We start from the raw sequence: 26,086 nt of genomic DNA on the forward strand, positions 1-26,086 counted from the left end.
CGCTAGACCTCGCGGGGCTTGTCGAAGCGGGGTGGCTCGTTGCCCAGGACGACCTCGCGCTTGTGCCGCTCGGCGCCCTTGTCCAGGGCCTTGATGCGCTGGAGCCCGGCGCGCAGCCGGTCATAGGTGACGTCGTTGGGGACGACGTCCAGGCGCAAGAGGCCCTCATGGACGTAGGGCGGCGGGGAGCGGTCGAAGGCGAGTTGGATGCGCGTGGCGGTTGCGCGAGAGATGAGCGCGCGGGCGGGCTCCTTCACCTCCGCGCGGCGGGGCAGCACGGCCACCAGGTCGCCGTTGTGCAGCCGGGTGGGCAGTGGGCGGCGGTCCGCGCGGCCCAGGGTGACGAGGAACCGGCCTCCCAGGCCGACCTCTTCCTCGATGGACTCCAGGTCCAGGACGGACAGGCCGTGCTCCTCGCGCTCATGCAGCGTGAGGCTCTGGGCGAGCGCGGCCAGGCGGGCTTTCTCGGCCTCGCGTTCCTGGGCGAGGAGCGAGCCGAGCTGGTCGAAGAAGGAGACGTCACGGGCCATGGGCCAGTCATGCCATTGGGGCGGGGCCGGAGCCAGTGGGACGAGGACTCTCGTGTCTACGGGATGGGCAATCGAGGCCGGAGTAGAGTGTCGGGATGGTGCCACCCACCGACATCCTCGATGCGATGCGCAAGCGTCCTGGCATGTACTGCGGTGACACGGGCGAACTCGGGCTGCATCACCTCGTCTATTTCCTCCTGGAGTCGGTTCTCGAAGAGGCGCTCCTTGGGCAGTGCGGAGACGTGGTGTTGGAGCTGGGCGGGGACAACTCCATTGCCCTCTTCTCTACCAGCCGCACGGTACCTATCGGTGATGTGGTCCCCGTGGTGGAAGGGAAGCGATTCTTGGGGCAGCCACTGGAAGTGGGGCTGTTCTGGGACAGCATGCTCGTCGTTTCTCTCGCCCTGTCGTCACGCTACCAGGTGGACATCTGGGCAGAGGGGCGTCAGTGGCGCTTGATGGGCGAGCATGGTCGTCCTCAGGGAGACGTGTCTGAGGTGACGCCGATCGCGCCGATGCCCGTCTCCGCGGAAAGAGGAATACGTCTCTACTTCGTTCCAGACGCCACCATCTTCGAGGTGCTCGCCTTCGACAGGGCTCGCCTTTCCCGTCGCTGTAATGAGCTGGCGGCGCTCGCTCCTGGGCTGCGCGTTGCTTTCGTGGACCTCCAGCGGGAGGAGCGCACGCTGTGGCACTTGCCTGGCGGTGTGGCGCAGTGGGCTCACGTCCTCACGGAGGCGAGGACGCGTCTCCACCCCGAGCCGATCGCCTTCGATTTCACGTGGGACGGACTGCGTGTCCAGTGTGCATTGCAGTGGTGCGAAGATGAGGGCAGCACGTTGCTGTCATTTGCCAACGCCGTGCGGACCGTTCGGCATGGCGCACACGTGAAGGGTGTCACCCAGGCGCTTCGGGGCGCATTGGCGAAGCTGTCGGGGGCGACCCGGGCGGCGTTCCCCTGGGAGAGGGTTGCCCTGGGATTGACGGCTATCGTCGCCGTGAGTGGACCCCGGAGGCAGATGGCGTTCGCGGGCCCCACCAAGGAGTTGCTGGCCATCCCTGGCCTGGAGGAGGCTATCCGCAAGCAGCTCCAGCCCCTGTTCATCGAGCTCCTTCGCGAGCACCCGGTGACGCCGGCACTCCTGGCACGGCGTACGAGCGGCTCGCGGTAGCCCTCCAGAAACAGTCCGGGCCGGCACTCCCACGAAGGGAACACCGGCCCGGCGCCTGCGTCAGCTCAACCCTGGCCTGCTAAATCTTGCCGCCGCTCACGATCAGCGCGTAGGTCGCGTCCAGCACGCGCGTCGCCAGATTCGTGTCCTCGATGATTTCGTCACCAATCACCTCCACGGTCCACGTGCCGGCGGCGGGGTTGGCGAGGAACACGTTCTCCACCGTATCCACCGTGTTTGACACACCGCCCGGCGTGGAGACGTTGCTCGCGGTCAGGCCGTTGTTGCCCCAGTAGACGACGCCGGTGGGGGACGTCACGCGCAGCGACAGGTCGTTGATGCGGGCGTGCGCCGCGCCCACCGTGCCGGCGGGGTCGGTGTAGACCATGGTGACGTTGAGCTCCGTCTCTCCGGGAGCCACGGTGACGTTGTACGTGTTCGTGCCGAGCGGGAGCAGGGTGTCCGTCTCGTTGATGATGCTCGTCACGGCGGCGCGGTCATACAGGCGCTTCACGTCCGCGGTGCCCCAGCCCTGCCGCGCGCGCGTCAGGTCGCCGTTGGAGCCACCCGCGAGCCAGTTGTAGCGATGCGCCATGTTGATCATCAGCGCCTTCGCCGTGGCCATCTTCGGACGGCTGGCGAAGACATCCGCGCCACCACCGAAGCCCGCCCAGACGCCCTCGTGCCACATCTGGAACAGCAGGCCGAAGTGTCCCGCCGTCTGCGGCGTGGCCGCGCTGGTGCCGCCGAAGTTGGTGTAGGACGTGTTGCTGGTGTTCGACGCGGAGCGGATGAGGTCGTAGTAGTACGACAGGTCCGGCTTGAGCCGGCCGTCCGCCGCCGGGCCCACGCTGGCGCCGCCATTCCACCGGTCATCCCCGCGGTTGGCGTTGTCGTAGTGGTACATGCCACCCACGGACACGATGTTCTTCGCCCATGCCTGCGGACGTGAGTTCTGGTTGCCCGTGTTGCTCTGCGACTGCGTGCTGAGGATGGGGTACTGGAACAGGTAGTCATCCACCTCCGCGGAGATGGTGGTGTAGCCCGTCACCTGCGCACTGCCCACGCTGGATGTCTGGAACACGGCGCGGTACGGCCCGGCTGGGTCGATGAGCTCCCGGTTGATGTCGTAGCGGGACTTGGTGCCGCCGAACTGGGAGGACTCGTTGTAGCGATAGAAGATGCCCTGTCCGGAGGGGACCAGTCCGCGCGCGTTTCCGTCCACGCCCCGGGCGAAGTTGATGCTGTAGCAGGCGGTGCCGTGGAAGCTGCCCGTGGTGGACGTGCTGTGGATGAGGGGCGGCGTCGCCCACTCCTGGTGGGTGGTGCGCAGCTCCGTGTCGAAGATTTCGCCGCGGACGCCCTGACCCGTGAAGCCCTCCACGCCCTCGAGGAAGGTCGCGCCGCCCACCTGGCGGACGTTGTTGTTGTCGAGCTCACCCGGCCCGCCCCAGCGGTCGACGTACTGCACGGCATTGGAGCGCACCAGCCGCTCCAACTGGGACTGGGTGAGGGTGGCCTCCACGCGCAGGCCGCCCGCCTCGATGAGCTCCACCGTGCCGCCCAGCGTGCGGACCAGCGAGGCGACCTCGCCCTGTCGCGCCGCGCCGCGCTCGCCCACCATGATGGAGTAACGCTGCGGCTCCAGCTTCAACGCGCGGCCCTGGAGGGACTCGCGCAGCACGCCTTCCACCCGGTACTCCGGATGGTACGCGCCCACCCAGCGGACATAGGGCAGCCCGGCGACGCGCTTGTGCGTGCTGGCGTTCATCTCCACGAGGAAGGTGTGGTCCGTGAGGAAGCGCAGCACCTTGCCCCCCGCGGCCATGATGGCGTCGCGGTACTCCGGCAGGGGCGTGGCTTGGAACTGCACCAGGTGCAGGGTGTTGCTTGCGTCCGCGGTGAGCACGCCCGCGACCAGGGGTTGCGCGCCCTTCAGCGGGTCGAAGCGCGCGTGCTCCAGCCGGACCAGGTACTCGGTCGGCTGCACGCGGCCCAGCAACGCCACGCCGCCCTGACTGTAGGCGAAGAAGTCCTGGCGCCTGCCGTCCGCCGTCTCTTCCTGCCAGGTGTGGAGCTGGACCGACGCACGTGGCACGTCGAGCGTCTTCAACGCATGGATGGGCTGGGCCGTCCGGTGGAAGACATGCCCGGCGCCCGTGGCAAGGGCATACGTGCCGCTCGCCGCGCGGTCGATGCCCGTGGCGAGGCGCGCCTTCTCGACCTCGGCACCAGTGAGGACCCGGGCGGGGCCCAGCGCCGCGGTGCTCCGGATGACGCCGGGGCGCAGGTCCGGCGTGTTCGCGGCGAGCGCCGTGACTGGCGCGGACAAGCCCCAACCGAGGGCCAGGAGGGACAGCGGGGACAACGAGGACGGCATACGCATGGCGGTGTCTCCTTGAGAGGGACTTCCGTGCTGCACGACGCTTGAATCCTCGAAAAGCGAGACGTGCTTGTTAGTCTGCTTAAGCGGAATGTGTCAACGCATGCCCAAGTCTGGGAATTCATTGGAATGACAGGCATTTGTGGCGTTGGGATGACACTGTGGACGCGACAGATTTGTCGGGTTGACTGTCTTTTTCGCGTGGCAGCGTTATGGCTGGGGACCGTCACTGTCAGGCCCTCTCAAGCGGAGGCGTCCGGAGCCGCACGTCATGGACCTGGTTCTCTTCGTTGGCTTGCAGGGCTCGGGCAAGAGCAGCCTCTACCGGCAGCGTTTCGCGGCCACGCACGTGCACGTCAGCAAGGACCTGTGGCCTCACGCCGTTCGCAAGGAGGCTCGCCAGCGCCGCTACATCGCCGAGGCGCTGGCGGCGGGCCGGCCGGTGGTGGTGGACAACACCAATCCCTCCGCGGACGTGCGCGCGCCCCTCATCGCCCTGGGGCGCGAGTACCAGGCCAGAATCATTGGCTACTACTTCGCGTCGAAGCTGGAGGACTGCTTGGCGCGCAATGCCTTGCGTGAAGGGCGTGCCCGGGTGCCGGAGGTGGCGTTGCGTGCCACCGTGAAGCAACTCGAGCGGCCCCGGATCGAGGAGGGCTTCGACGCACTGTTCTACGTGACGCTGGCCGCCGACGGTGGCATTCGCGTCCAATCCTGGATGGAGGAACCCGATGGACCCTGAGGAACTGGCGGCGCGAGCAAGGCAGGGCGAGGTGTTCCACGGCCAGCGCATGCTGCCGGGCGCCTGGGTGGTGCTGCGCGTGGATGGGCGGGGCTTCTCGCGCTTCACCGAGGACCGCTACGAGAAGCCCTTCGACCCGGTGTTCCACCAGTTCATGGTGCGCACCGCCAGCGTGATGCTGGAGGAGCTCCAAGGCGTCTACGCCTACACGCAGAGCGACGAAATCTCCGTGCTCTTCCGGCCGGACTGGGCGCTCTTCGACCGTTCCGTCGAGAAGGTGGTGTCGCTGGCGGCGGGCCTGGCCAGCGCCACCTTCACGCACGCCGCGGGTGTCCCGGCGGTGTTCGATGGCCGCGCATGGCTGGGCGCATCGGAGCGGGCGGTGCTGGACTACTTCCTCTGGCGGCAGGCGGACGGCAGCCGGTGTTCGCTGCATGGCTGGTGCTACTGGACGCTGCGCAAGGAGGGCCGGAGCGCGGCGCAGGCCACCCGTGAGCTGGACGGCAAGCCCGTGAGCTACAAGAACGAGCTGCTCTTCCAGCGAGGCATCAACTTCAACGACGTGCCCCTGTGGCAACGGCGTGGAAGCGGGGTGTGGTGGGAGGCGTACCAGAAGGAGGGCGTGGACCCACGGGATGGCAGGCGGACCCAGACACTCCGGCGGCGGCTCAAGGTCGACTCCGAGCTTCCGATGAAGGAGGCCTACGAGCACCTGGTGCGGGGCCTGCTCGCGGCGCCAGGCGCCGAGGCGGACTGAGGCCCAGGGGCGTCAGCCCGCGGTGTCCGGGCCCCCGTTCAGGGGCAGCACCTTCCACAGCCGGGGCTTGTCGTATTGGGGCGGAATCATGCCCAGCGGCCAGCCCTGGGCGGTGACCTCCGCGTACTGGTAGCTGCGCCCGGCGTAGCGCAGCGCCGTGCCCTTGCCGGGCAGCCCCACCCCCACCGCCGCGTGGGACAGCGGGTCGGAGTACAGCACCACCGCGTCGACTCCCGCCTGCCGCAGCAGCATCACCGCGAGCACCGCCTTGGAGTCGCAGTCTCCGCGATTCTCGGCGGGGACCAGCGCCGGCGGGACGATGCCGAAGGCGTCGTGCTCCGGCAGTTCGTAGTCGATGCTCTGCACGAAGCCGAGGATGAGCTGCGTGGCCTGCGCGGCATCCAGCCTCCGCTCACGGATGGAGGCGACGAAGGTGTCACCCAGCCTCCGCACGGGCTCGGCGTTGGTGCGCATCAACTCCTCGTAGATGCAGCGCATGTCGGCGCTACAGCCGGGCGGTGCGTTGAACGAGAAGCGCTCCCTGCCCAGTGAGCGGTAGTGCAGCCGGCGGCCCAGCGCCGCGTGTTCATCCGCCAGCGTCTGGGCCAGCGCCGTCCCCAGGCCGTATGAGACGTGGTGCTCGGGGGGCTGGATGCTGTCCGCTCGCCAGTCATAGTCACGAGCCCGCTGCGGTGAGGTGCCCGGCGGGAGCAGCACCAGTCCCAAATCCACCGCGCGGGCGCCGCTGGGATGGCCGGGCTCCGGTGGCGCGATGTCCATGCCCGCCAGATGGCCCAGCGTGCCCAGGCCGCAGCAGCAGAAGCAGCTGGCGAGGCCCACCACGCCGAGCATCCACTTGAAGAACGTCTTCACGCGGGCGCGCGCAGCGTCCCTTCAGGGAGCTGGGGGAAGGGGATGAGCCCGTTGAGCGCCGCCTGGAGGCCCGGGGCGGTCAGCAGCGCCAGCACCAGCAGGATGGCGGAGAGGATGAGCGCCGCCGCGACGTTGCCCTTGCGCACTTCCGCCAGCTCGTCGATGCCCGGCGTCATCCGGTCGAACAGCAGCACGCCCGTGCCGAGCACCGTGACGCCCACGCCCAGTGACAGCCCCACGTGCAGGACGGCCACTGCGACCAGCCGGCCCACGACCAGCAGATGCAGGGGCGGATTCTGCACGGCGAGGTCCAGCGCGTCCGACGTGGCCTGCACCGCGTGCTGCACCAGCAGGCCCAGCGACACCAGGCTGGCGGCGTGGACGAGGCAGGCGGCAACGTTGCCCTGGCGCAGCTCCTCCACGGGGTTGGCGCCGAGGATGCGGCTCAGTCCACGCAGCGCGAGCCAGATGCCCAGCGCGGCGACGAGGCCGCCGAACACCACCTTGATGAGACCGACGAATAGCAGGACGAGGTCCATGACGAGCGAGGCGAGCCGGGCGCCCTGGATGAGCGCCCGGCCACGCATTCTATCCCGGTGTTACTGCCGGCCGAAGGCCTGCGTCCAGTAGTGCCGGTACGTGCTGCTCGGCGCGTTGAAGGAGCCGACGCCAATCTCCAGCAGCGCCGGGTTCATGATGTTGTTGCAGTGCCCGGTGCTGGTCATCCAGCCATTCACCACGGCCAGGGCCGTGGAGTAGCCGGTTGCGGTACGTGTAGCCCGCCCAGTTCATCCGCTTCCAGGGCGTGGAGCCGTCAGCGCCTCCCTGCTCGCCCGGAGCCAGGGGAAGCAGGCGCGAACCCCAATGAACCACACGGCGCCCGCCAGCAGGTCCACGGCATAGTGATAACGCAGCACCAGCGTGGACATGAGGATGGCCACGGCGACGGGCACCATCAGACGGAATCGCCACGGGTGCTGGCGCCGGTCGTGTTCGAGCAGCACCAGCGTGATGTACGTGTGCAGGCTGGGGAAGAGGTCGTAGGTGGAGGAGCCGCTCGTCACGACGGCGGCATTCAGTTGTGTGAACCAGCCGCCTTCGATGGGGAGGGTGAACAACTCCGGCCAGGCGGCCACGGGCCCGACGGCGGGCATCAGGTAGTAGCCGGCGATGCCCGGGACATACGCGGAGAAGACGTCGATGAAGAAGCGCTCCGCCCGCGCACGGGGGCCCACCAGCGCCCAGGCCATGGCGAGGTGCAGGTAGCCGTGAAACGCCAGATAGCTGGCACTGAAGAACTCGTTGACCCAGGGCGTGCTCCACCGCTGGAGCCAGGCGGCCGGGGTGATGCCGAACAGGAACACGTCAGCGGACAGGAGCCAGGCGTCACGAGTCACGAGCCCCAGCGCGGGGACGGCCTGCTTCACGGAGGCATAGAAGAAGAACGTCGCGAGGTAGGCGAGCAGCAGCCGTGCCCGGAAGACATGGGCCACTGCGTCCAGTCGCGCCAGCAGCGCCACGCTGCCCATGAACATCACCGTGCCGCCCACTGCTTGCACGGTGACAGCCGCGGAGACTCCCGCGACGAACACCAGCGCCGTCGAGAGGGCGATGCCGAACGCCGCCAGCAGGACTTCGTGCGGGTACAGCCGCTCAGGCATCGGGCGTGGCGGGTTTCGCCCCTCGGATGAGCGAACCGGAGAGGACGCCGCGCACGAACGAGAAGTAGGACGGGATGAAGGGGGCCCCCTGCGCGACGAGGTCCGCGCGCAGCGTCCGGTGCAGCGCGGGCAGGTTGTACCAGGGCACGCGGGGGTACAGGTGGTGCTCCAGGTGGTAGTTCTCGTTGCACATGAAGAAGCGCGTCACCGGGTTCGACAGGATGGTCCGGGAGCCTCGGACCGGGTGCGTGCTCTCTGGCAGGAAGGTGTGCTGGCTCATGCCCCGGACGTTGACCAGGGTGTTGAGGAGGAGCATCGGAATCGCCCAGGCATGGAGCAGCACCTGTCCGGGGATGAAGATGACCGCGGCCGTCAGGCCCGCGACGACCAGCGCCACTTCGAACATCACCCATCGGCGCTCGGCGGTCGTTCCCTGTCGCCAACCCAGGATGGGAATCATCGTGATGTAGGCGGGATAACCGAGCAGCAGCCGGCCCACATGCATCAACAACTCCAGCCACCGCCGCCCCGTGTAGTTGGCGTAGTGGTCCGGGTCCTTCCCGCCGCCCAGGTCGGCATGGTGCTTCAGGTGCAGCACCTTGTAGGCCGCGTAGTTCTGCAACACCGGGAGCGCGCAGGCGATGCCACCCAGCCGGTTCAACCAGGGCCGCCGCGCAAGGCCTCCGTGGACGGCCTCGTGGGTGAACAGGCTGATGCCATGCAACGACGCCGCGGCGATGAGGTACAGCGGGGCGCGAGCGAGCCAGTCTGTCCAGGCCGCGTCCCGTGCCGCGAGCATCACGGACAGCGCCGCCGCGCCCAGATAGAGCATGAGGAACACGGCGAGCCGCGGAACGTGCCGCGCATCGACCTGCTCCAATTCACGCAACTGCGAAGGGGTGAGGGATTCTGTCGCGAGCGGCATGGGGGTTCCGAGGTAGAACCATGCCATGGAACCTGGCTTGGTTTCGACGCCGCCCCTTCGCTTGAAGTTCGCCGTTGTCCGGGAGGATGCCGCGCTGGAGCTGGCGCTCGTCGAGCGCACGCGGGCACGGGCCGTGCTCACGGTGGCGTCGGGAGGTTGCACACTCCTCACCCTGGCGCGGCGCCATCCCGCGCTCGAACTGGTGGGCTTCGATTTCAACCTGCGTCAGCTCGCGCATGTCCGGGAGAAGGCGGAGGGACTCGGTCGCCTTCCGCTGGCGCGGTTCAGCGTGGAAGAGGAGGACACCGCGGCTCTGAATCAGCGCGGCGAATTCGAGGGGCTCTTCCGCACGCTCCGCCGGTTCATCGAGGAGTTCGTCGCGCCCTCGCATGAACTCGCCGCCTTCTTCGCGCCGGCCACCACGGCCTCACAACGCCGGGAGGCCTGTGCCCGCTGGTTCGCTTCGCCCTACTGGCCCGTGGGCTTCGAGCTGGCCCTGGCGGCGCCGCTGCTGAACACCATGTTTGGTCCCGCGGCGACACAACATGCCGAGCCCGGCTCGTATCCTGGCTATTTCCAGGCGGTCTTCGAACGCGGGCTCCAGCGCGAGGATGCGCCTCGAAATCCCTTCCTCCAGCACGTGCTGCTCGGCAGGTACCTGCGTGAGGATGCCCCCGAGTATCTCCGGGCCGAAGGCCCGCTGGCGCTGACGCTTGTCCAGGGCTCGTTGCCGGATGTGCCGCGCCTGGACCGCTTCGACGTCATCTCGCTCTCCAACATCTTCGACTGGTCGGAAGACGCGCTGGTGGCGGAGTGGGCAGGTTTGCTCGTGCGTGAGGCGCGGCCCGGTTGCGCCGTCCTCATCCGTCAGCTCAACAACCGCCGGGACCTTCGCCGCTTCTTCCAGCCTGCCTTCGAGTTCGATGACGCGCTCGGCGCGGAGCTGCTTGCCAGGGACAGGAGCCTGTTCTACGAGCGCATCGAGGTCGGCTTCCGCGTGCCAGACAGCCCATGAGTGACGTGCGCTTCATCGTTGCCCGGCCTGACTCGCTCGGGCCCTATGTCGAGCGGCTGCGCCTGCTGGAGCGTGAAATCCTCTATCCACTCGCGGATGGGGCCGACCACTTCTTCATCGACCATGGGCCCGGGTACCACCCGTTCTTCTCCTCCATGGGAGAGGCGTACTTCCTGCTGGCGCTCCGTGGCGACGACTTGCTCGGTTCCGTGACGGGGGTCTTGCGTCCGGTGTGGCACGGGACGCGGAAGGTGGACGCGCTCTACATCTGCGACCTCAAGCTGGCGAAGCACGCGCGGGGCTCCGGGCTCTCCACGAAGCTCCTGCTTCAGGGCCTCAAGCACCTCTTCCTCATTCCCCCGCTGCGCCGGATTCGTTTCCTCTACGGCGCGGCCATGCGCGGCGCCCGGGGCGACGTGATGCGCATCGCCCGAGGCTGGAACCCGCTGCGCATGGGACGTCCGGCGAGCCGGCTCGCGCTCTACTTCGTACCTCCCTCGCGACTCGAGGCGTTGGATACCCGGCGTGCGCCCCCGCGTCCCACGGGAGCGGGGCTTCGCCTGGGACCCGCGCCCGCCAGGACGCTGGAAGGGGCGGGGTGGTGCACCACGGCGGGGGCCAAGGACCTTCAGCGGCTGTCCACGGGACGCCCGTGGCCGCTGGTCCACCTGTCGGCGCCGCCCGAAGCCTGGACGCACGGCTGGGGCGAGTACCTTCGCACTTGTGGTGTGGAACTGGCGGCGCTCGGGGGCGAGGCGCTCACCTGTTTCAGCATCGACGAGCGGCTGGAGGACCATGTCCGCTGGTTGCGTGAGGTGGGCATCGCCCAGGATTCGGTGTGCACCGTCTATTCTCTCGACCTCTCCTTTCCCGTCAGAGCGCCAGCATGGGTGCACCTTCCCTCGTCCGAAATCTGAAGCTGCGTCAGCACATCGCCGGACTCAAGGCGGCATGGAGCGCGTTGGACGCGCCCTACCTGTGCGCACTGAGAGACGGCACCTTCGCGCGGGAGGACTTCGTCGAGACGCAGCTCCAGTTCTTCTCCGCGGTGGCGCACTTCTCCAGGCCCATGGCGATGCTCGTCAGTCGTCTGCCACATCCCAACCAGCGGTTGCCGCTGGTGGAGAACATCTTCGACGAGCACGGCCGCGGCACGTTGGCTCACGGCCACGAGCGCACGTTCCACTTGCTCCTCGCTCGCCTGGGAGTTGAGACGGCTCGCGCGGAGCGACATGGGACATGGCCGGAGGTGCGTGCCTTCAACGTCGCACTCACGGGCATCGCCGCGTTCGAGGGGCCGCTCACCGGGCTGGCCGTGTTCGGCATCATCGAGGACCTGTTCAGTGGCATCTCCCTGGAGCTGGGACGCGGCATCGTCGCGCGGGGCTGGCTCCAGCATGGCGAGGTGGTGCACTACCCCACGCACGCGGACCTCGACGAGGAGCACGCGGAAGGCTTCTACCGGCAGCTCGATGTGCCCTACGAGACGGAGGCGGGGGCGGCCGAGATTGAGCAGGGCCTGGCGCTGGGCGGGCACCTCTTCCTGGGCCTGTACGACGGCCTGTTCCGGGCGCGTCACCGCCGGCTGGCTTAGGGCCGCGGCCCGCCCGGACCTTCCCGCGCCGCGTCGCCGACAGCGTAGAGCCGCAGCCATCCCCGGTTTCGGAGGAGTTGGTGGATGGGGGCTCGGAGCTCCGCGCGGAGCCGGGGTTCCTCGGTGGTCACCGCGTCGGCTGAGACCTGCAGTTGCCAGGGGACACCGCCGAGGTGCGACGGCGTGGGGGATTCTCCCGCGAGCACCAGCCGGATGATGAGCGGTGGCAGGTCCGTGTTCTCGCTGGCGCGCCATTGCGCCGTGGCCCGTGCGCGCTGGGGCGAGGCCAGGTGGTTGAAGATGCCCACGGCCTGCTGCGCGACCTCCGGCTGTGAGCATTCGAAGACGATGGTCCATACGCGGGCCTGCTTCATGCTCGGCGTCCGCTGCAGCCAGCGGAAGAGCAGCACCGCGAGCGCGGCGCCCAACAGTTGCGCGGCGATGATGGACTCCACATCCATGGGGTGCATGGCGCTGGGGCGGGTGCTGAACGCCCGGGCGAGGATGAGCGCCGGATTCGCCAGGGCACGGGAGTCGGTGAACCAGACGGTGGCGGCCAGATAACCGGCGACCACCAGCGGAATCGCAGCGGGGCGATTCCGCACGCAGCCGCGCACCATGACGAGCAACCCGAAGGTGGACACCAGCTCCGTGACGAACTGCGCCGCGCTGGCCGCGGGCTCACGCGCGGCGACGAGCATCGGCTCATGGCACATGACGTGGGCCACCAACCGGCCCGCGACGGCGCCTCCCACCTGGGCCAGCACGTACAGGGGAACGTCACGCCACGGGGTGCCGTCTTCGAGCGCATCCGCGAAGGTGAGCGCGGGATTGAAGTGCGCGCCCGTGAGCGGCTGAAGCACGAAGGCCAGGCATGCCAGCACCGCGCCCGCCGCCAGGGACATGAATAGGCGTCCATCCGTGGCGCTCACGCCCAGGTGCTCGGCGCCGTGGTGGGCACCCTCCAGGGCCACCACGAGCAGGCCACACCCCAGCGCCTCCACCACGAGCCGCCGGGAGCGGTTCATCCGGGCCACGTCATCCGGCGCGGCAGGGGATTGGAATGCGTGCGTCACGGCAAGCCCCTCCTGGAAGCAGGTCCGCGGGCCCCTGGGAGAGACCGGCTCCACCGCCGCACCTGGAGCCGGCAACCTATGGCTCACCCGTGGCACCGTCAAAGGCAGGGGACCAGACTGCCCGTCGGTGAACAAGGCCCGTTGGCTGGGACGCGGAGGTCCCCGAAGTCGACGCTCAGGGCTTGCGCGCTCGCAGCCGCCACACCTGGAAGGTGTGCAACCGGCGTCCACGGAAGTCGCCGAAGAGCTCCACGGGGCCTTCCAGCGCGGTGAAGCGAGAGGCCAGGTCCTCGGGAGGCTGAGGCCCGCCCTCGCTCACCCACAGCACGTCGTGCCCGGGTGTCACTTCTGGGGCGGACCACAGGTCGTACTGACTGAAGCGGGCCGGCGCCCCGGTGTTCGTGAGCCGCCGCGCGTAGTAGGCCACCTGGGACGCCAGTTGGTAGTTGGGCGCGTATACGGCGGCCACGTTGTCGGGCGACAGGTCCGGGAACAGCCGCTGCGGCGTCGCCAGCTCGCGCAGCACGCTCCATCCGTGCGTCCGCCATAGCGCCGTATCCCGGCGGAAGTGGAGCACGGGGAAGAGCAGGTGCGAGCCCACCACCAGCACCACCGCCAGCCCGCTGAACGCCGCCGCGCGCTGCCAAAGCGGCCGCATGCCCGCCACGCCCACGCAGGCCGCGATGTACGCCGCGCACGGCCAGTTGGCCTCGCCCCTTGTGCGCAGCGCCGCGTAGCCGAAGAAGAGCAGGGGGACGCAGGCCGCCATGCGCAGCAGGAAGTGCTCGCGCGGACCGCGCACGCCGTACACCAGCGCGAGGGGAAAGAGCACGGGGCCTCCGAGGGCGAGCTGGCCCGCGAGGAACTCGCCGAAGGTGCTCCAACTGCTGCGCCAGTCGCGTCCCAGGCCATGGCTGAGTTGGAAGGCGAAGCCCACCCAGTCATGGCCTGCGTTCCAGAACACCACCGGCGCGAAGAAGGCGCCCGCCAGCGTCGCCGTGGCCCATGCTCCCCAGGGCATGCGCCGCGCTCGCACCGTGGTGATGAGGAACGCCACGCCCAGCAGCACGGCCGGGTACTTCGACAGCAGGGCGCACCCTCCAACCAGTCCCGCCAGGACCCACCGCTCTCGCCACAGGGCCCACAGGGTCAGCGTCCAGAACAGGAGCAGGGGCGAGTCGGGCGTGGGCCACACGCCGGCCAGCGCGCCCGCGGGGACGACGCTCCACAGCGCCGCCGCTCGCCAGGCTGTCGCCGCGTCACCATGGACGTCGCGCGCCAGTCGCCACACCGCGGCCACCGTCCCCACGCCGCACAGCATCGCCGTGCCCTCGATGCCCAGCAGGGCGATGTGCCAGGCTACCAAGGGGGGGTGGTCGAAGTAGCCCCAGTCGAGCTTGCGGGCCCATTGCCAGTAATAGGCGGTGTCGAAGTAGACGTCCGTGCCCAGCACCAGGGCGAGCCGCACCCCCATCGCCACGCCGAGCAGCGCCACGCAGGTCTTCAGACTGAGGCCCGTCGACGCGGGAGACGGCGGAGACACGACGGCGACCTACCCGGCCCACCCCTCTGTTGACCAGCATCCCTCCAGTGCTTTCGGCTTGCCCGCCCTCACGCGGGTACGTATCTCGACAGCAATTCCTCTTCCAGGAGTCCCGATGGCCACGCCCCCTCCGTCAGCTGACACTTCCAATCGTCTGGCCCGGGAACCCTCTCCGTATCTGCGCCAACACGCACACAACCCCGTGGACTGGTTCCCCTGGGGGGAGGAGGCGCTCGCGAAGGCGAAGGCGGAGAACAAGCCCATCCTGCTGTCCGTGGGCTACTCCGCCTGTCACTGGTGCCACGTCATGGCGCACGAGTCGTTCGAGTCACCCGAGACGGCCCGGCTGATGAACGAGGGCTTCATCAACATCAAGGTGGACCGCGAGGAGCGGCCAGACCTGGACCAGATTTATCAAGGCGTGGTGCAGCTCATGGGGCAGGGCGGCGGCTGGCCGCTCACGGTGTTCCTCACGCCAGACCTGAAGCCCTTCTACGGGGGCACCTACTTCCCGCCGCAGGACCGCTACGGCCGCCCGGGCTTCCCCCGGTTGCTGATGGCGCTGCGGGACGCGTGGGAGAACAAGCAGGACGAGGTGCAGCGGCAGTCGGCCCAGTTCGAGGAAGGGCTCGGGGAGCTGGCCACCTACGGCCTGGAGGCCGCGCCCGCCGTGCTGACGGCAGCGGACGTGGTGGGCATGGGCCAGCGCATGGCGAAGCAGGTGGACGCGGTCCACGGGGGCTTCGGCGGCGCGCCCAAGTTCCCCAACCCGATGAACTTCGCGCTGATGCTGCGCGCGTGGCGAAGAGGCGGCGGCGCGCCGTTGAAGGACGCGGTGTTCCTGACGTTGGAGCGCATGGCCCTGGGCGGCATCTATGACCAGTTGGGAGGCGGCTTCCACCGGTACTCGGTGGACGAGCGCTGGCTGGTGCCCCACTTCGAGAAGATGCTCTACGACAACGCGCAGCTCCTGCACCTCTACGCGCAGGCGCAGCAGGTGGAGCCGCGCCCGCTGTGGCGCAAGGTGGTGGAGGAGACGGTGGCCTACGTACGCCGCGAGATGACCGACGCGGGCGGCGGCTTCTACGCGGCGCAGGACGCGGACAGCGAGGGCGAGGAGGGGAAGTTCTTCGTCTGGCGCCCGGAGGAGGTCCGCGCGGCATTGCCGGAAGCGCAGGCGGAACTGGTGCTGCGTCACTTCGGCATCAAACCCGGCGGCAACTTCGAGCATGGCGCGACGGTGCTGGAGGTGGTGGTGCCCGTGTTGGAGTTGGCGCGGGAGCGCGGCCTCTCCGAAGACGCCGTGGAGCGCGAGCTGGCCGCGGCGAAGCAGACGCTCTTCGACGCGCGGGAGCGGCGGGTGAAGCCGGGCCGGGACGACAAGCTTTTGTCGGGATGGAACGGGCTCATGATTCGCGGGCTCGCGTTGGCCTCGCGTGTCTTCGGCCGGCCGGAGTGGGCGAAGTGGGCGGCGGACGCCGCGGACTTCGTGCTGGAGAAGGCGTGGGACGGGACGCGGCTGGCGCGCTCGTACCAGGAGGGACAGGCGCGCATCGACGGCTTCCTGGAGGACTACGGCGACCTGGCCTCGGGCCTCACCGCGCTCTACCAGGCCACCTTCGACGTGAAGTACCTGGAGGCGGCGGACGCGCTGGTGCGCCGGGCCGTGGACCTCTTCTGGGACGCGGAGAAGGAGGCGTACCTCACCGCGCCCCGGGGACAGAAGGATCTGGTGGTGGCGACGTATGGCCTCTTCGACAACGCCTTCCCGTCCGGCGCCTCCACGCTGACGGAGGCGCAGGTGGAGCTGGCGGCGCTCACGGGTGACAAGCAGCACCTGGCGTTGCCGGAGCGCTACGTGGCGCGGATGCACGACGGGCTCGTGCGAAACGCCATGGGCTACGGCTACCTGGGCCTGGCGGCGGATGCGCTGCTGGAGGGCGCGGCGTCCGTCACCGTCGCGGGCGCGTCCGACGACGTGGCGCCGCTGCGGGCCGCCATGGACCGTGCCTTCGCGCCCACGGTGGCGCTGGCCTGGAAGGCACCAGGGCAGCCCGTGCCTGCGTTGCTACAAGGGACTTTCGAAGGACGTGAGCCCGTGAAGGGACGGGCCGCCGCCTACCTGTGCCGGGGCTTTGTCTGCGAGCTGCCCGTTACTGAGCCGGACGAGTTGGCCCAGCGGTTGGCGGCACTCACCGGCCCCTGAGCAGGGGCCGGCGCGGCCTGCGTCACTTGACGGCCGTCACCTTCAGCGCGCCGATGAGCGGTGTGATTTCGGCGTTGCCTTCCTTGCCGAAGGCGAAGTGCGTGGCGTCCGCCACCACCTGGTTGAAGGTGGGGTCCAACTGGGTCCACTCGCCCACGAAGGCCTCCACCCATTCGTGCCAGTAGAGGGCGGGCACGCCGTCCTGGTTCACCATGTAGATGACGCCGTCCACGCGCCGGGCGGGCACTCCCGCCGCGCGCAGCAGTGCCACCGACAGGAGCGAGTGCTCCGTGCAGTCGCCCTTCTTCTGGCTCAGCACGTCTGTGGCCCGGTCCGCGCTGGCGCCGTAGTCCTTCTCCAGGTTGGAGTACACCCAGGTGTTCACCTTCTGGGCGATGCGGTACGCATCCTTTTCTGTCCCCACAATCTGCTTCGCCAGCTCGCGGATGGCCGGCGCGTCGCTCTCCACGACGAGGGTGGACTTGAGATTCTCTCCGCCCTCCGGGTCCTTCAGCGGTAGGGGCTTGCGCGCCTTGGGGGCGGCGGCGGACAGCGTCACCTCCACGCTGCCGTCCGCCTGCGGCTTGAACTGCTGCCGGTACGTCTGCTCCTGGAACTTCGCGGGCAGGCCCTGCACCACCAGCGTGACGTGGCCGGGCACGGTGCGCGCGGACTCGGGCAGCGGCTTGGGCAGCACCACGCGGGTGAGGCCGAAGACTTCCACCAGGTCCAGCCGCTTCGCGACGGCCTCCGTCTCCTTCCGGGCCTGCATCGTCGTGCCGTAGTCCACCAGCACCATCTCTCCGCGCTGGGTGATGTACGAAACGACGGGGACCTTCTCCTTCTCCGACACGGTGACGGCCTTGCCCAGCTTCACCTGCACGCCGTTGATGGTCCGCTGCTCCTCGGGCTCCACGGTGGTGGAGAGGCCGTAGGACTCCAGGTCCATTCCATCCAGCGAGAAGCCCGTCACCTTCGCCTTGCGCAGCAGCGCCACGCGCGGTGGGTCGGCGTCCTCCACCCGCTCCTTCGTCGGAGGCCGCTTGGGCAGGGTCTCGTCGGGGCGGCCCGGGCGCTTGCGCACCACCTGGAAGCCATCCGCGGTGGCCGTGCCCACCAGCGTCTGCGTGCCGCCGTCACCCGTCTGCTTCACGACGAAGGACAGCAGGCGCCCACCGGGCTTTGCCTCGTAGATGCGCTCCTCGTCATGCATGCGCTCCGACACGCGCGAGCCCACCATGGCCTTGAAGACGAGCTGGTTGGTCGTCTTCACCCGCGCGGGCTGGCCCGGCAGGACTTCCAGGTCGGTGAAGAGCCAGCCGACCTTCTTGTCCATGAGGTACAGGCCGAAGTACTCGCCGCCCTTGGGGCGGGCGGCCTTCACCACGTCGGAGACGGGGGCCTGTGTGGCAGTGGCCTTGGCCGCCGGGGCGGGCGCCCTCGCGAGCGCGGACGGTGCGCCCACCAGCAGGGCGCACAGGGGCACGAGGGCCAGCAAGGTCGGTCGGTGCGTGCGAGTCATCGTGCCCCTTCTAACGAGGGAAGGGGCCGTTGTCTTCACCCGCCCGGCCTGGCGGCGTGGGGACTACAGCCGCTTGGTGAGGATGATGAGGTCGTCCCCCACCTTGTAGAAATCCCGGATGCGCGCCTCCTCGCCGTACTTCATGGAGGCGTAGAAGCCGCGCGTGGGGCCGTAGGCCTCGGTGGCGCTCGTCTCCACGCGGATGAGGCGGCCGTTGCGGCGGCGCAGGTCGCCCTCCATGGCGGACACCAGCGCCGCGCCTACGCCCTGACCGCGAACTGCCGGTGCGGACGCAATCCAGTACAAGTCGTAGGTGTCCTCCGTCATCGGCGTGGGGCCGTAGCAGACGTAGCCCACGAGCTCGCCGTCGCGGTCCGCGACGATGATGGCGTAGTCCGTGTTGCCCGGCGTGAGCGTGGTGTTCGCCAGCTCGATGGCGACCTCAACCTCCTGCGGCGAGAAGGTTTCGATCTTTCGAATCAGGGCGGCGATTGGCGCCCGATCCTTTTCTTCGATGGGACGGATGTCCATGTGCTCTCTCGAGCGCGACCTCCACGAGCCGGGACGCCAGGGCCGGATAGTCCATTCCGGCGGCCAGGGCGGCCTTGGCGAACCCCGCGCTCGGATGAAGGTCACAGTTGGGGTTGATGTCGATGACGTAGGGCACGCCCTCCGGGGATACCCGGAGGTCGACCCGTCCATAGTCCTGACAGTCCAGTGCTGCAAAGGCTTCCAGTGCGACCTGCACGCAACGGGACTCCAGGTTCGCGTCCAGCCGGCACAATCCGCTGGTGGTGTCCCGGTACTCCGCCGACGCCGCCTCCCACTTGGCGTTGTAGGAGACGATGTTGGGTCTGTCCTCGAACGTACGACCGAAGACGATTTCCGTCAGGGGCAGCGCCTGGCGCGGCCGGTTGCCGAGCAGCGGCACATAGATTTCCCGCCCGGGGATGAACTGCTCCACCAGGGCCGGCTGATGAAACTCACGGAGCACCGCGTCACAGGCGCGGACCAGCGCGGCGCGCTCGTGCACCACGGACTCCGACGTCACGCCCATGCTGGCGTCTTCCCGCGCGGGCTTGACGATGAGCGGCCAGGGCAGGTCCACCGCCAGTGCATCCTCCAGGCGCTCCACCACGCGGAAGGACGGCGTGGACACGCCGCGCGCGGTGAGGACTTCCTTTGCCTTGGGCTTGTGCAGCGCCAGGCCCAGGGCCAACGCGTTCGAGCCCGTGTAGGCCAGCCCCAGCGCGTCCAGCAGGCAGGGGATGGCCATCTCGCCCCGGCTGTCGGCCGCCAACGACTCGCAGAGGTTGACGACCAGGTCCGGCTGGCGCCGGCGCAGGGTGTCCATGAAGTCGAGCCGGTCACCTTCGATGGCGAGCGGTTCGGCCAGGGTGTCGCCCTGGTTGAGGGCGTCCGCCATGGAGGAGACGACACGGACCACATCCTCCCGGGCCTCCCGCCCAGGGTCGTCCTCAAGGAGGTCGTGGTCGCGGTTGTGCAGCAGGATGATGTGCATTCGGTGGTGCGGGAGGGTTACCACGTCCCCTGCCTTCGTCACAGTCTGCACGTGAGGCCGGCTGCTCCCCGGAAAGGTTCGCGGTACGTTTGATGACCTCCCGAGGGGGTATCCAGGAGTATGGAAAGGGAATCATGCGCATTCGTGACCCCATCCACGGCACCATCCCGGTCAGCGACCCCGAGAAGGCCGTCATCGACAGTCGGCACTACCAGCGGCTGCGGTATGTCCGACAGCTTGGCTTCGGGGACTTGGCCTTTCCCGGGGCCACGCACACGCGCCACATCCATTCTTTGGGCGCCATGCATGTCGCCTCGCGCGTGTTCGGCGCGGTGGCTGCTCGCTCGTCGCTGCCGGAGGACGTGCGGGAGCGCTTCTGTGCGGCGGTGCGTCTAGCGGTCCTCTGCCATGACCTGGGGCACATGCCGCTGTCGCATGCCTCGGAGCGCATCGCCCCGAAGCGCTCGCTCCTGCGCCTGCCATCCTGGCTGGACGGCACCGCGGAGGGCGAGCTGGCCACGCATGAGGATTACACGGCGAAAATTCTCCTCGACAGCTCGCTGACGCCCATCATCGAGAAGCACTTCGGCGGCATGGGGATTACGCCCATGGCGGCGGTGGCGTTGGTGTCGGGAGCGAAGCCGCCGAAGGACCCGGGCTTCACGCACCAGGGCGTGGACTGGACGCCGCTGCTGCGCGCCATCGTCTCCGGCGAGCTGGACGCGGACCGCATGGACTACCTGCTGCGCGACTCCTTCTACACGGGAGTCAACTATGGCCGGTACGACATGGATTGGATTGTCAGCAACCTCAATCCCGCGATGAAGGACGGGCGGGCCTACCTCGCCCTCAGCCGGGCGGCGGCCTTCGCCTTCGAGGACTTCCTCCTCAGCCGCTACCACATGTTCGTGTCGGTGTACCTGCACCACACCTCCGTGAACTTCGACTACATGCTGCGGCGCTACTACGAGGAGTCGCCCGGCGAGTTCGAGATTCCTTCGGATCCGGAAGAGTTCCTGCTCTGTGACGATTCGGCGCTCTGGTACACGCTGCGCCGCTCCAAGAATCAGTGGGCCCAGCGCATCAGCCAGCGGCAGGGCTACAAGCTGCTGGCGCAGTTCACGGAGCGGGACACGGGCTACGACCTGGACGTGCTGCGCAGCGCGCTGGTGTCCCACAAGTTCGACCACTACGTCGTCGAGTCCCAGAACGTGCTCAGCAAGTACACCTCCGGGCCGTCTGGCCGGGGGCCGAGCCTGTACATCATCGACGCCTCCACCGGCCGGCTGACCGAGGTGGCGCGCTACACGCCGCTGTATCAACGCTACAGTGGAGCGGTGCGGCTCGTCCGGCTGTACGTCCGCCCAGACCAGGCGGACAAGGCACATGCGATGATGGGCCGGGTACTTGGCCAGGCGGTGGAGTCATGAGCGAGCGTCTTCCCAGCCTGGGCCTGGACCTGCTGACCCACAGTCCGGTGGAGGCCCGCCCTTCTTCCGTGGCGCTGCTGTACCGGCGCGCGGGGGAGGGCGTGGAGGTCTTCTGGGTGAAGCGCGGCAAGGCGCTTCGCTTCGCGGGCGGTTTCTATGCCTTTCCCGGCGGCAAGCTGGACGCGGCCGACGCGGACGTGCCGGTGGCGGGCGCCAGCGGAGAGGAGGCGGCGCTGCGCTCGGCCGCGGCGCGCGAGCTCTTCGAGGAGACGGGCGTGCTGGTGGCCCACGGCGCCGAGGCGCTGTCCGCCGCGAAGGTGGCGTCGCTGCGCAAGGCGCTCCTGGACGGGACGCTGGGGTGGGGCGCTCTGTTGAAGGCGGAGGGGTTGTCGCTGAACGCGGATGACTTCCGGGCCGCGGGCAGGTGGGTGACGCCGCCGTCGCTGCCCGTGCGCTTCGATACGCGCTTCTACCTGGTGGAGATGCCCGCCCACGCGCGCGCGGAGTGGTGGCCCGGCGAGCTCGCGGAGGGCGCCTGGGTGAAGCCCGCTGATGCCCTGGCTCGGTGGGGAGATGGAACGGCGCTGCTGCACCCGCCCGCGGTGCATGCCTTCCAGGTGCTGGGCACCTTCACGGATGCGTCCGACGTCCTGGCGCGCCTGGCGACGCCTCCGTTCTGCCCGGGTTACGTCTCGCAGCGCATCGAATTCCAGCAGGGCGTGCGCGTGGTGGCGCTGGAGACTCCCACGCTGCCGCCGGCCGCGCATACCAACGCGTATGTGCTGGGCAACGGCGAGCTGCTCATCGTGGACCCGGGCGCCGCGGACGTGAAGCAGTACGCGAAGCTGCTGTCGCTGGTGTCGGGCCTGAAGGCGGAGGGGCTGCGGCCCGTGGCGGTGGTGCTCACCCACCATCACGGTGACCACGTGGGCGGCGCGCGCGCGGTGAAGGAACGCTTGGGCATCCCGCTGTGGTGCCACGCGCGTACGGCGGACCGCCTGGACTTTCCCGTGGAGCGGTTGCTGGAGGACGGTGACGTGCTGGAGCTGGCGGGCGAGGTGCCGCAGCGCTGGCGCGTGCTGCACACGCCGGGGCATGCACAGGGGCACGTGTGTCTCGTGGACGAGCGCAGCCGCTCGGCGGTGGTGGGGGACATGGTGGCTGGTGTGGGGACCATCGTCATCGACCCGCCGGAGGGGCACATGCGGGACTACCTGACGCAGCTCGCGCGGCTGCGGGACTGGCCCGTGAGCACGCTGTACCCGGCGCACGGCTCACCGATTCCGGACGGGCCCGCGAAGCTCCAGGAGTACCTGGACCACCGGGCGGCGCGGGAGGCACTCATCCTTCAGTCCGTGCCACCCAACGGCGCCACGCTGGCGCAGGTGGTGTCCCTGGCCTATGCGGACACGCCGCCGCTGCTGCATCCCATCGCGGAGCGCAGCGCGCTGGCCACCCTGGAGAAGCTGGTGGAGGAAGGCCTCGTGCGTGAGGAGTCGCTCCAGTACTTCCGCGCCTAGAATCGGCCGGCGAGCCCCAGCGCCCCGCCTCCTGGGGCCAGGCTCACCGTGGGCACCATCACTATGGGGCGCTCCTGCTGGCGTCGCCGCTCGTAGGCGCCATGGGACAGCTCGAACGCGAGGATGGACGTCGCCACGGGCACGGCGAAGGTGGTGGTGAGGACCGCCCAGGACGCTTCGTCCGACAGCGCCACGACGGCCAATGGCGCGGCCGTTCCCACCAGTCCGCCCAGCAGCGTGGGCAGGAATCCGCCTCGTGCATCCATCAGCGAGCCTCCCAGATACACGCCTGACGCCGCGCCGAGCCCCATCCCAATCGAAGCGCTGATGAGGCTGAGGTTCCTCCCGGAGCGGCACTCGCTGTAGCCGCAGGACACCCGGTCCGACACGAGGACACCTCCGAGGAAGGTCACCGCGAGGCCAGAGGCGCCCATCAGCGCGCCGCCCACCGTTTCGCCCACCAGGCGCGCGCCCAGCGGGAACGGCGCATCCTGGGACGGATGCATCCGGGGAGAGGCCGGTGACGGACGGCCCACCGCGTGCCGCTGCTGCGTGGCCGTCACGGGCTCTGGCATCCGCGGCGCGTCATCCGCTGGCTGGGCGAGCGCGAGGGCGGGCAGCAGGAGCGTCAGCAGGATGGGGCGGTTCGGAGGGGAGAGCATGGGCGCTGATGCTCGTAGTGAGAACACGGCTCGGGCACGGATGCCATCGCCTCCCTGCTGGGTTTCGCGCTGAACGGACGGCGCGCGGCGTCTCGTGGCGCCGCGCTGCCGGCACGCCTCAGGAGGACTGCACCGCGGGTCGGGGGCGAGTTCCGTGGGGCGCTGTTCGGAAATGTCGGGACTTTGGAGCGCGAAATGTCCCGACATTTCCGAACAGCGAGCTCCCGAGGTGCGCAGCTGCCCCGGCCCGGGGTGCTTCGCCTCAGAAGCTTCCGGCGAGGCCCAGTCGAGGCCCGCGTTCGCCCATCCCGGCGACGGGGACCACCTGGAACGTGCTCGGGGCCTTGCGCGTGAGCGCGGGGCGCTCCTCCCCCGGCGATGACAGCTCATAGCCCGCCACGGCGCCCACCACGGGGAGCAGCAGCAGGAGCACCGCGCCGCCGGGTTCGGTGTCTCCGATGCCCATCAGGGCGGAGCCGACCAGCGCGCCGCCCCAGCCGATGAGGCTGCCGCCCGCGGTGGCGAGGAAGGTGCCCCGGCCGCCCATGAGCTTGCCACCCAGCCATGTCCCGGCCGGGATTCCCACCACGACACCCGTCAATCCACCGACGCTCGCGACGATGCCGCACTCGTCGCAGCCCACCGTGGACGCACCCACGAAGAAGCCCGTGATGAGGCCCAGGGAGCCCGCGATGATGCCGCCACCGGCGCCACCCAGGAACTCCACCGCCACCCGTGGCACGGGGTCCGTGGCGCGGGCGCGGGCCTTGCCAGGAAGGGCGTGTTCATTGACGGAGGTTGTGCCCTCCGTCTCCTGGCTCGTGCGGGAGTCGTCCCCGGCGTCTTCGTCGTGGCGCGTCGGCGCGTCCCAGCCGCCCGGGGCTGGAACCAGGGGCGGCGGCGTCAGCTCGGAGGATGGGGCCCGGGCGGGCTCGCTCGCGGGGGCCTCCTGCGCCCAAGCGGCGTTCTGGCCCGAGAGGACCAGCATGGCCAACCCGATGGAGTGGGCTCGTGAAACCTTCACCTGGGACACGCTACCGCAACGACGGGCGCGCGTCGCCCTAACCAGCGGAGGCCTCGGAAACAGGCTGGGCACGGCCCTTGCGGCGCAGCAGCACGATGGCCAGCGGGATGCCGCCCAGCAGGAGCTGGGGAACGAGCGAGAGCGCGTCCGGATAGATGCCCAGCATGTCCACGGTGATGAAGGGCACGGGCGCGAGCGGCAGCGCACCGACTTCCTGCAGCGAGTGGAGGCCCTTGCCCAGCAGCATCACGGCGGTGAGGACCAGGATGACGGTGGACGCGTTGAAGAGCGTCTTCATCGGCAGGCGGTAACCCAGCCGGTTGATGAAGAGGACCATCACCACCATGGCCACCGCGCCCGCGAGCGCGCCCCAGGCCACGCCCTGTGGCGAGTCCAGCGCGAGCCCCTGGAGGAAGATGGCCGTCTCGAAGCTCTCACGCAGCACGGCGGTGAAGGCGATGAGGAACAGGCCCACCATGCTGCCTCGGCCCAGCGCGCCCTGCATCTTCTCGCGCAACTCGCCCATGAACTGGCTGATGTTGGAGCGGGCGTTGAGCCACATCGCCGCGTACAGCAGCATGGCCACCGCCACGAGCGCGGCGATGCCTTCCATCCACTCGCGCTGGGCGCCGGCCAGCAGGTGGCGGCCGAGCACGTAGGACAGCGCGCCCACGATGAGCGCGGAAATCCATCCGAAGTGCACCACGCGGGCGTGCTCGGTGGCCTTCATCTTCCGCAGCGCGGCCAGCAGCGCCGCGACGATGATGGTCGCCTCGAAGCCCTCGCGCAGCAGGATGAGCAGCGTCAGCCACATCGTGGACAGCAGGCTCGCGGTGGTGCCCGAGTCACGCCGCGCCTGGTCCAGCAGGGCCAGCAGCTCCCGTCCCTCGTCCTGGAGGTGCGGGCTGCCGCGCTCCGCCGCCATGCGGGCCTTGAGGAAGCCCTGCTCGATTTTCAGCGTCAGCGCCGAGTCGCGCGCGCTGAGCTTGGGCTCCACCGGCTCCACGCCGTTGAGGTAGCCGTCCAGCAGGGCCGCCTTCGCGCCCGCGATGTCACCCGCGGCGCCCAGCCGCATGGCCTGCTGCACGTTCTCCCGGGCGGCGAGCAGCGAGCGCTCCTCGTCCGCGTCCAGCATCTTCCGGCGCAGACAGGCGAGGTTCTCCTGGCCGAACTCCTTCACCAGGTCCGCGTCGGTGGCGTTGGCCAGCCGCTCCAGGGAGACGCGCGGCGGCGTGCCCTCGCACTCGGGCAGGCGCATGGTGAAGACGTAGAAGGCCAGCGACCAGCGCTCCTCCTCGGACAGGGTGGGGTAGGCCGGCATCGCGGTGCCGGGCACGCCGAAGCTGGTGGTGTTGAAGGCCTTGTACGGCGTGAGGCCTTCCATCAGCTCCGCGTCCTGGAAGTTGGCGGGCGCCGGCTCCATGTTGGCGGCGATGGCCACGTTCGCGCTGCCGTCGGCGCCATGGCACGCGGCGCAGTTGGTGGCGAACAGCGACTGGCCCAGCGCCAGGTCCGGCGGGCGGCGTGGGCTGCGGGCCAACCCGCCGGCCGTGACGAGGTTCTCCACCAGCTCACCGCAGTCGCGGCTGACGCCGTCAGGGTCCTCGCCCTTGTCCACGCGGGCCTGGATGTCCTGCACGCGCGGCAGGAAGGCCGCTGCCGCGGGGCCCAGGCCGCGCGCCGCGTCCACCGCCTCCGCCGCGAAGCTCTTCTGCTCCGCCAGCTCGAACGCGGACTGCGACTCGATGGCGAGCGGATAGTCCGCCTCCAGGTATTGGAGGATGCCGATGAGCCGGTGCCACGTGCGTTCCTCGGAGGCGCCGTCGTCCGCGCGGGATGCAACAGGCAGGGCAAGCAGGAGGAACAGCAGCAGCGAGGCGGCGCGAGTCATGCCACCCCCTCTACCAGCGGGGTGGTGGCCTTTCAATC

23 protein-coding genes and 1 pseudogene are annotated in these 26,086 nt (G+C 69.3%); 9 read left to right on the plus strand and 15 right to left on the minus strand.

Annotated elements, in window-relative coordinates; genetic code table 11:
* Window positions 1-5: 5 nt before the first annotated feature.
* Window positions 6-530: pseudogene (locus F8M74_RS25925) on the minus strand (AAA family ATPase); the annotation flags it as partial.
* 95 nt (window positions 531-625) lie between these two features.
* Here F8M74_RS25925 and F8M74_RS25930 point away from each other — a divergent pair.
* Window positions 626-1,702 (plus strand): DNA gyrase subunit B, encoded by a 1,077-nt coding sequence (locus F8M74_RS25930; RefSeq protein ID WP_141256724.1) that lies wholly within the window; start codon window positions 626-628, stop codon window positions 1,700-1,702.
* 79 nt (window positions 1,703-1,781) lie between these two features.
* Here F8M74_RS25930 and F8M74_RS25935 read toward each other — a convergent pair whose 3' ends face one another.
* Window positions 1,782-4,088, minus strand: coding sequence for a S8 family serine peptidase (locus F8M74_RS25935; protein ID WP_141256725.1), 2,307 nt, complete (start codon window positions 4,086-4,088; stop codon window positions 1,782-1,784).
* A gap of 268 nt (window positions 4,089-4,356) precedes the next feature.
* Between F8M74_RS25935 and F8M74_RS25940 the strand changes: the two genes are divergently transcribed.
* Both F8M74_RS25940 and F8M74_RS25945 read left to right on the plus strand, forming a co-directional pair.
* Window positions 4,357-4,827, plus strand: coding sequence for an ATP-binding protein (locus F8M74_RS25940; protein WP_228560613.1), 471 nt, complete (start codon window positions 4,357-4,359; stop codon window positions 4,825-4,827).
* Complete coding sequence (locus F8M74_RS25945; RefSeq protein WP_141256727.1) at window positions 4,817-5,584, plus strand: tRNA(His) guanylyltransferase Thg1 family protein; 768 nt, start codon at window positions 4,817-4,819, stop codon at window positions 5,582-5,584. The genes F8M74_RS25940 and F8M74_RS25945 overlap by 11 nt, the downstream gene beginning before the upstream one ends.
* A gap of 12 nt (window positions 5,585-5,596) precedes the next feature.
* Here F8M74_RS25945 and F8M74_RS25950 read toward each other — a convergent pair whose 3' ends face one another.
* The 5 genes from F8M74_RS25950 to F8M74_RS25970 all read right to left on the minus strand — a co-directional run bounded on the left by F8M74_RS25950 (window position 5,597) and on the right by F8M74_RS25970 (window position 9,043).
* The gene (locus tag F8M74_RS25950; protein WP_141256728.1) at window positions 5,597-6,457 is read right to left on the minus strand and encodes a hypothetical protein; all 861 of its coding nucleotides are present in this window, start codon (window positions 6,455-6,457) and stop codon (window positions 5,597-5,599) included.
* Window positions 6,454-7,044 (minus strand): DUF350 domain-containing protein, encoded by a 591-nt coding sequence (locus F8M74_RS25955; protein WP_141256729.1) that lies wholly within the window; start codon window positions 7,042-7,044, stop codon window positions 6,454-6,456. The genes F8M74_RS25950 and F8M74_RS25955 overlap by 4 nt, the downstream gene beginning before the upstream one ends.
* A 12-nt stretch (window positions 7,045-7,056) precedes the next feature.
* Window positions 7,057-7,182, minus strand: a complete 126-nt coding sequence (locus F8M74_RS38075; protein ID WP_239004914.1) for a hypothetical protein — start codon at window positions 7,180-7,182, stop codon at window positions 7,057-7,059.
* Window positions 7,183-7,245: 63 nt separating this feature from the next.
* Complete coding sequence (locus F8M74_RS25965; protein ID WP_141256730.1) at window positions 7,246-8,118, minus strand: phosphatase PAP2 family protein; 873 nt, start codon at window positions 8,116-8,118, stop codon at window positions 7,246-7,248.
* The gene (locus tag F8M74_RS25970) at window positions 8,111-9,043 is read right to left on the minus strand and encodes a fatty acid desaturase (RefSeq protein WP_228560615.1); all 933 of its coding nucleotides are present in this window, start codon (window positions 9,041-9,043) and stop codon (window positions 8,111-8,113) included. Before F8M74_RS25970 ends, F8M74_RS25965 begins: the two co-directional genes overlap by 8 nt.
* A 25-nt stretch (window positions 9,044-9,068) precedes the next feature.
* Between F8M74_RS25970 and F8M74_RS25975 the strand changes: the two genes are divergently transcribed.
* The 3 genes from F8M74_RS25975 to F8M74_RS25985 are packed head-to-tail and all read left to right on the plus strand — an operon-like array spanning window position 9,069 to window position 11,652.
* Window positions 9,069-10,058, plus strand: a complete 990-nt coding sequence (locus F8M74_RS25975) for a DUF3419 family protein (protein WP_141256732.1) — start codon at window positions 9,069-9,071, stop codon at window positions 10,056-10,058.
* Window positions 10,055-10,975, plus strand: a complete 921-nt coding sequence (locus F8M74_RS25980) for a GNAT family N-acetyltransferase (protein ID WP_141256733.1) — start codon at window positions 10,055-10,057, stop codon at window positions 10,973-10,975. The genes F8M74_RS25975 and F8M74_RS25980 overlap by 4 nt, the downstream gene beginning before the upstream one ends.
* Complete coding sequence (locus F8M74_RS25985) at window positions 10,945-11,652, plus strand: TenA family transcriptional regulator (protein ID WP_141256734.1); 708 nt, start codon at window positions 10,945-10,947, stop codon at window positions 11,650-11,652. The genes F8M74_RS25980 and F8M74_RS25985 overlap by 31 nt, the downstream gene beginning before the upstream one ends.
* Here the strand turns inward: F8M74_RS25985 and F8M74_RS25990 are convergent.
* Window positions 11,649-12,728, minus strand: coding sequence for an aquaporin (locus tag F8M74_RS25990; RefSeq protein ID WP_141256735.1), 1,080 nt, complete (start codon window positions 12,726-12,728; stop codon window positions 11,649-11,651). The two genes, F8M74_RS25985 and F8M74_RS25990, sit on opposite strands and share 4 nt — an antisense overlap.
* Before the next feature lie 175 nt (window positions 12,729-12,903).
* Window positions 12,904-14,271 carry a glycosyltransferase family 39 protein gene (locus F8M74_RS25995; RefSeq protein ID WP_141256736.1) on the minus strand — a complete coding sequence of 456 codons (1,368 nt, stop codon included), beginning with the start codon at window positions 14,269-14,271 and terminating at the stop codon, window positions 12,904-12,906.
* Window positions 14,272-14,386: 115 nt separating this feature from the next.
* On the opposite strand from F8M74_RS25995, the gene F8M74_RS26000 reads away from it, so the two are divergent.
* A complete protein-coding gene (locus F8M74_RS26000) occupies window positions 14,387-16,477 on the plus strand; it encodes a thioredoxin domain-containing protein (protein WP_141256737.1) in 2,091 nt (696 codons plus the stop codon).
* Between the two features lie 22 nt (window positions 16,478-16,499).
* Here the strand turns inward: F8M74_RS26000 and F8M74_RS26005 are convergent, their stop codons facing one another.
* From F8M74_RS26005 to F8M74_RS26015, 3 genes are all read right to left on the minus strand, one after another.
* Window positions 16,500-17,999 carry a transglutaminase family protein gene (locus tag F8M74_RS26005; RefSeq protein WP_171410411.1) on the minus strand — a complete coding sequence of 500 codons (1,500 nt, stop codon included), beginning with the start codon at window positions 17,997-17,999 and terminating at the stop codon, window positions 16,500-16,502.
* 63 nt (window positions 18,000-18,062) lie between these two features.
* Window positions 18,063-18,530 carry a GNAT family N-acetyltransferase gene (locus F8M74_RS26010; protein WP_141256739.1) on the minus strand — a complete coding sequence of 156 codons (468 nt, stop codon included), beginning with the start codon at window positions 18,528-18,530 and terminating at the stop codon, window positions 18,063-18,065.
* A complete protein-coding gene (locus F8M74_RS26015; RefSeq protein WP_141256740.1) occupies window positions 18,442-19,521 on the minus strand; it encodes an ATP-grasp domain-containing protein in 1,080 nt (359 codons plus the stop codon). Before F8M74_RS26015 ends, F8M74_RS26010 begins: the two co-directional genes overlap by 89 nt.
* A gap of 134 nt (window positions 19,522-19,655) precedes the next feature.
* On the opposite strand from F8M74_RS26015, the gene F8M74_RS26020 reads away from it, so the two are divergent.
* A complete protein-coding gene (locus tag F8M74_RS26020; protein ID WP_141256741.1) occupies window positions 19,656-20,951 on the plus strand; it encodes an HD domain-containing protein in 1,296 nt (431 codons plus the stop codon).
* Window positions 20,948-22,471, plus strand: a complete 1,524-nt coding sequence (locus F8M74_RS26025; RefSeq protein ID WP_141256742.1) for an MBL fold metallo-hydrolase — start codon at window positions 20,948-20,950, stop codon at window positions 22,469-22,471. The genes F8M74_RS26020 and F8M74_RS26025 overlap by 4 nt, the downstream gene beginning before the upstream one ends.
* Here the strand turns inward: F8M74_RS26025 and F8M74_RS26030 are convergent.
* From F8M74_RS26030 to F8M74_RS26040, 3 genes are all read right to left on the minus strand, one after another.
* Window positions 22,468-23,133, minus strand: a complete 666-nt coding sequence (locus F8M74_RS26030; protein WP_216620493.1) for a hypothetical protein — start codon at window positions 23,131-23,133, stop codon at window positions 22,468-22,470. The two genes, F8M74_RS26025 and F8M74_RS26030, sit on opposite strands and share 4 nt — an antisense overlap.
* A 262-nt stretch (window positions 23,134-23,395) precedes the next feature.
* A complete protein-coding gene (locus F8M74_RS26035; protein WP_228560619.1) occupies window positions 23,396-24,157 on the minus strand; it encodes a GlsB/YeaQ/YmgE family stress response membrane protein in 762 nt (253 codons plus the stop codon).
* 37 nt (window positions 24,158-24,194) lie between these two features.
* A complete protein-coding gene (locus tag F8M74_RS26040) occupies window positions 24,195-26,048 on the minus strand; it encodes a cytochrome c/FTR1 family iron permease (RefSeq protein WP_141256745.1) in 1,854 nt (617 codons plus the stop codon).
* Between the last annotated feature and the right edge of the window lie 38 nt (window positions 26,049-26,086).

The organism is Myxococcus sp. CA023, from assembly GCF_010998615.1.
Taxonomy (GTDB): domain Bacteria; phylum Myxococcota; class Myxococcia; order Myxococcales; family Myxococcaceae; genus Myxococcus.

What these genes read in the sequence shown, in the direction of transcription:
- F8M74_RS25930 (WP_141256724.1), top strand. Translation starts at nt 626, where the DNA reads ATGGTGCCACCCACCGACATCCTCGATGCGATGCGCAAGCGTCCTGGC.
- F8M74_RS25970 (WP_228560615.1), bottom strand. Translation starts at nt 9,043, where the DNA reads ATGCCGCTCGCGACAGAATCCCTCACCCCTTCGCAGTTGCGTGAATTG.
- F8M74_RS25945 (WP_141256727.1), top strand. Translation starts at nt 4,817, where the DNA reads ATGGACCCTGAGGAACTGGCGGCGCGAGCAAGGCAGGGCGAGGTGTTC.
- F8M74_RS25935 (WP_141256725.1), bottom strand. Translation starts at nt 4,088, where the DNA reads ATGCGTATGCCGTCCTCGTTGTCCCCGCTGTCCCTCCTGGCCCTCGGT.
- F8M74_RS25980 (WP_141256733.1), top strand. Translation starts at nt 10,055, where the DNA reads ATGAGTGACGTGCGCTTCATCGTTGCCCGGCCTGACTCGCTCGGGCCC.
- F8M74_RS26020 (WP_141256741.1), top strand. Translation starts at nt 19,656, where the DNA reads ATGCGCATTCGTGACCCCATCCACGGCACCATCCCGGTCAGCGACCCC.
- F8M74_RS38075 (WP_239004914.1), bottom strand. Translation starts at nt 7,182, where the DNA reads ATGACCAGCACCGGGCACTGCAACAACATCATGAACCCGGCGCTGCTG.
- F8M74_RS25985 (WP_141256734.1), top strand. Translation starts at nt 10,945, where the DNA reads ATGGGTGCACCTTCCCTCGTCCGAAATCTGAAGCTGCGTCAGCACATC.
- F8M74_RS26040 (WP_141256745.1), bottom strand. Translation starts at nt 26,048, where the DNA reads ATGACTCGCGCCGCCTCGCTGCTGCTGTTCCTCCTGCTTGCCCTGCCT.
- F8M74_RS26005 (WP_171410411.1), bottom strand. Translation starts at nt 17,999, where the DNA reads ATGACTCGCACGCACCGACCGACCTTGCTGGCCCTCGTGCCCCTGTGC.
- F8M74_RS26030 (WP_216620493.1), bottom strand. Translation starts at nt 23,133, where the DNA reads ATGCTCTCCCCTCCGAACCGCCCCATCCTGCTGACGCTCCTGCTGCCC.
- F8M74_RS26000 (WP_141256737.1), top strand. Translation starts at nt 14,387, where the DNA reads ATGGCCACGCCCCCTCCGTCAGCTGACACTTCCAATCGTCTGGCCCGG.
- F8M74_RS25965 (WP_141256730.1), bottom strand. Translation starts at nt 8,118, where the DNA reads ATGCCTGAGCGGCTGTACCCGCACGAAGTCCTGCTGGCGGCGTTCGGC.
- F8M74_RS26015 (WP_141256740.1), bottom strand. Translation starts at nt 19,521, where the DNA reads ATGCACATCATCCTGCTGCACAACCGCGACCACGACCTCCTTGAGGAC.
- F8M74_RS25955 (WP_141256729.1), bottom strand. Translation starts at nt 7,044, where the DNA reads ATGCGTGGCCGGGCGCTCATCCAGGGCGCCCGGCTCGCCTCGCTCGTC.
- F8M74_RS26010 (WP_141256739.1), bottom strand. Translation starts at nt 18,530, where the DNA reads ATGGACATCCGTCCCATCGAAGAAAAGGATCGGGCGCCAATCGCCGCC.
- F8M74_RS26025 (WP_141256742.1), top strand. Translation starts at nt 20,948, where the DNA reads ATGAGCGAGCGTCTTCCCAGCCTGGGCCTGGACCTGCTGACCCACAGT.
- F8M74_RS25940 (WP_228560613.1), top strand. Translation starts at nt 4,357, where the DNA reads ATGGACCTGGTTCTCTTCGTTGGCTTGCAGGGCTCGGGCAAGAGCAGC.
- F8M74_RS25975 (WP_141256732.1), top strand. Translation starts at nt 9,069, where the DNA reads ATGGAACCTGGCTTGGTTTCGACGCCGCCCCTTCGCTTGAAGTTCGCC.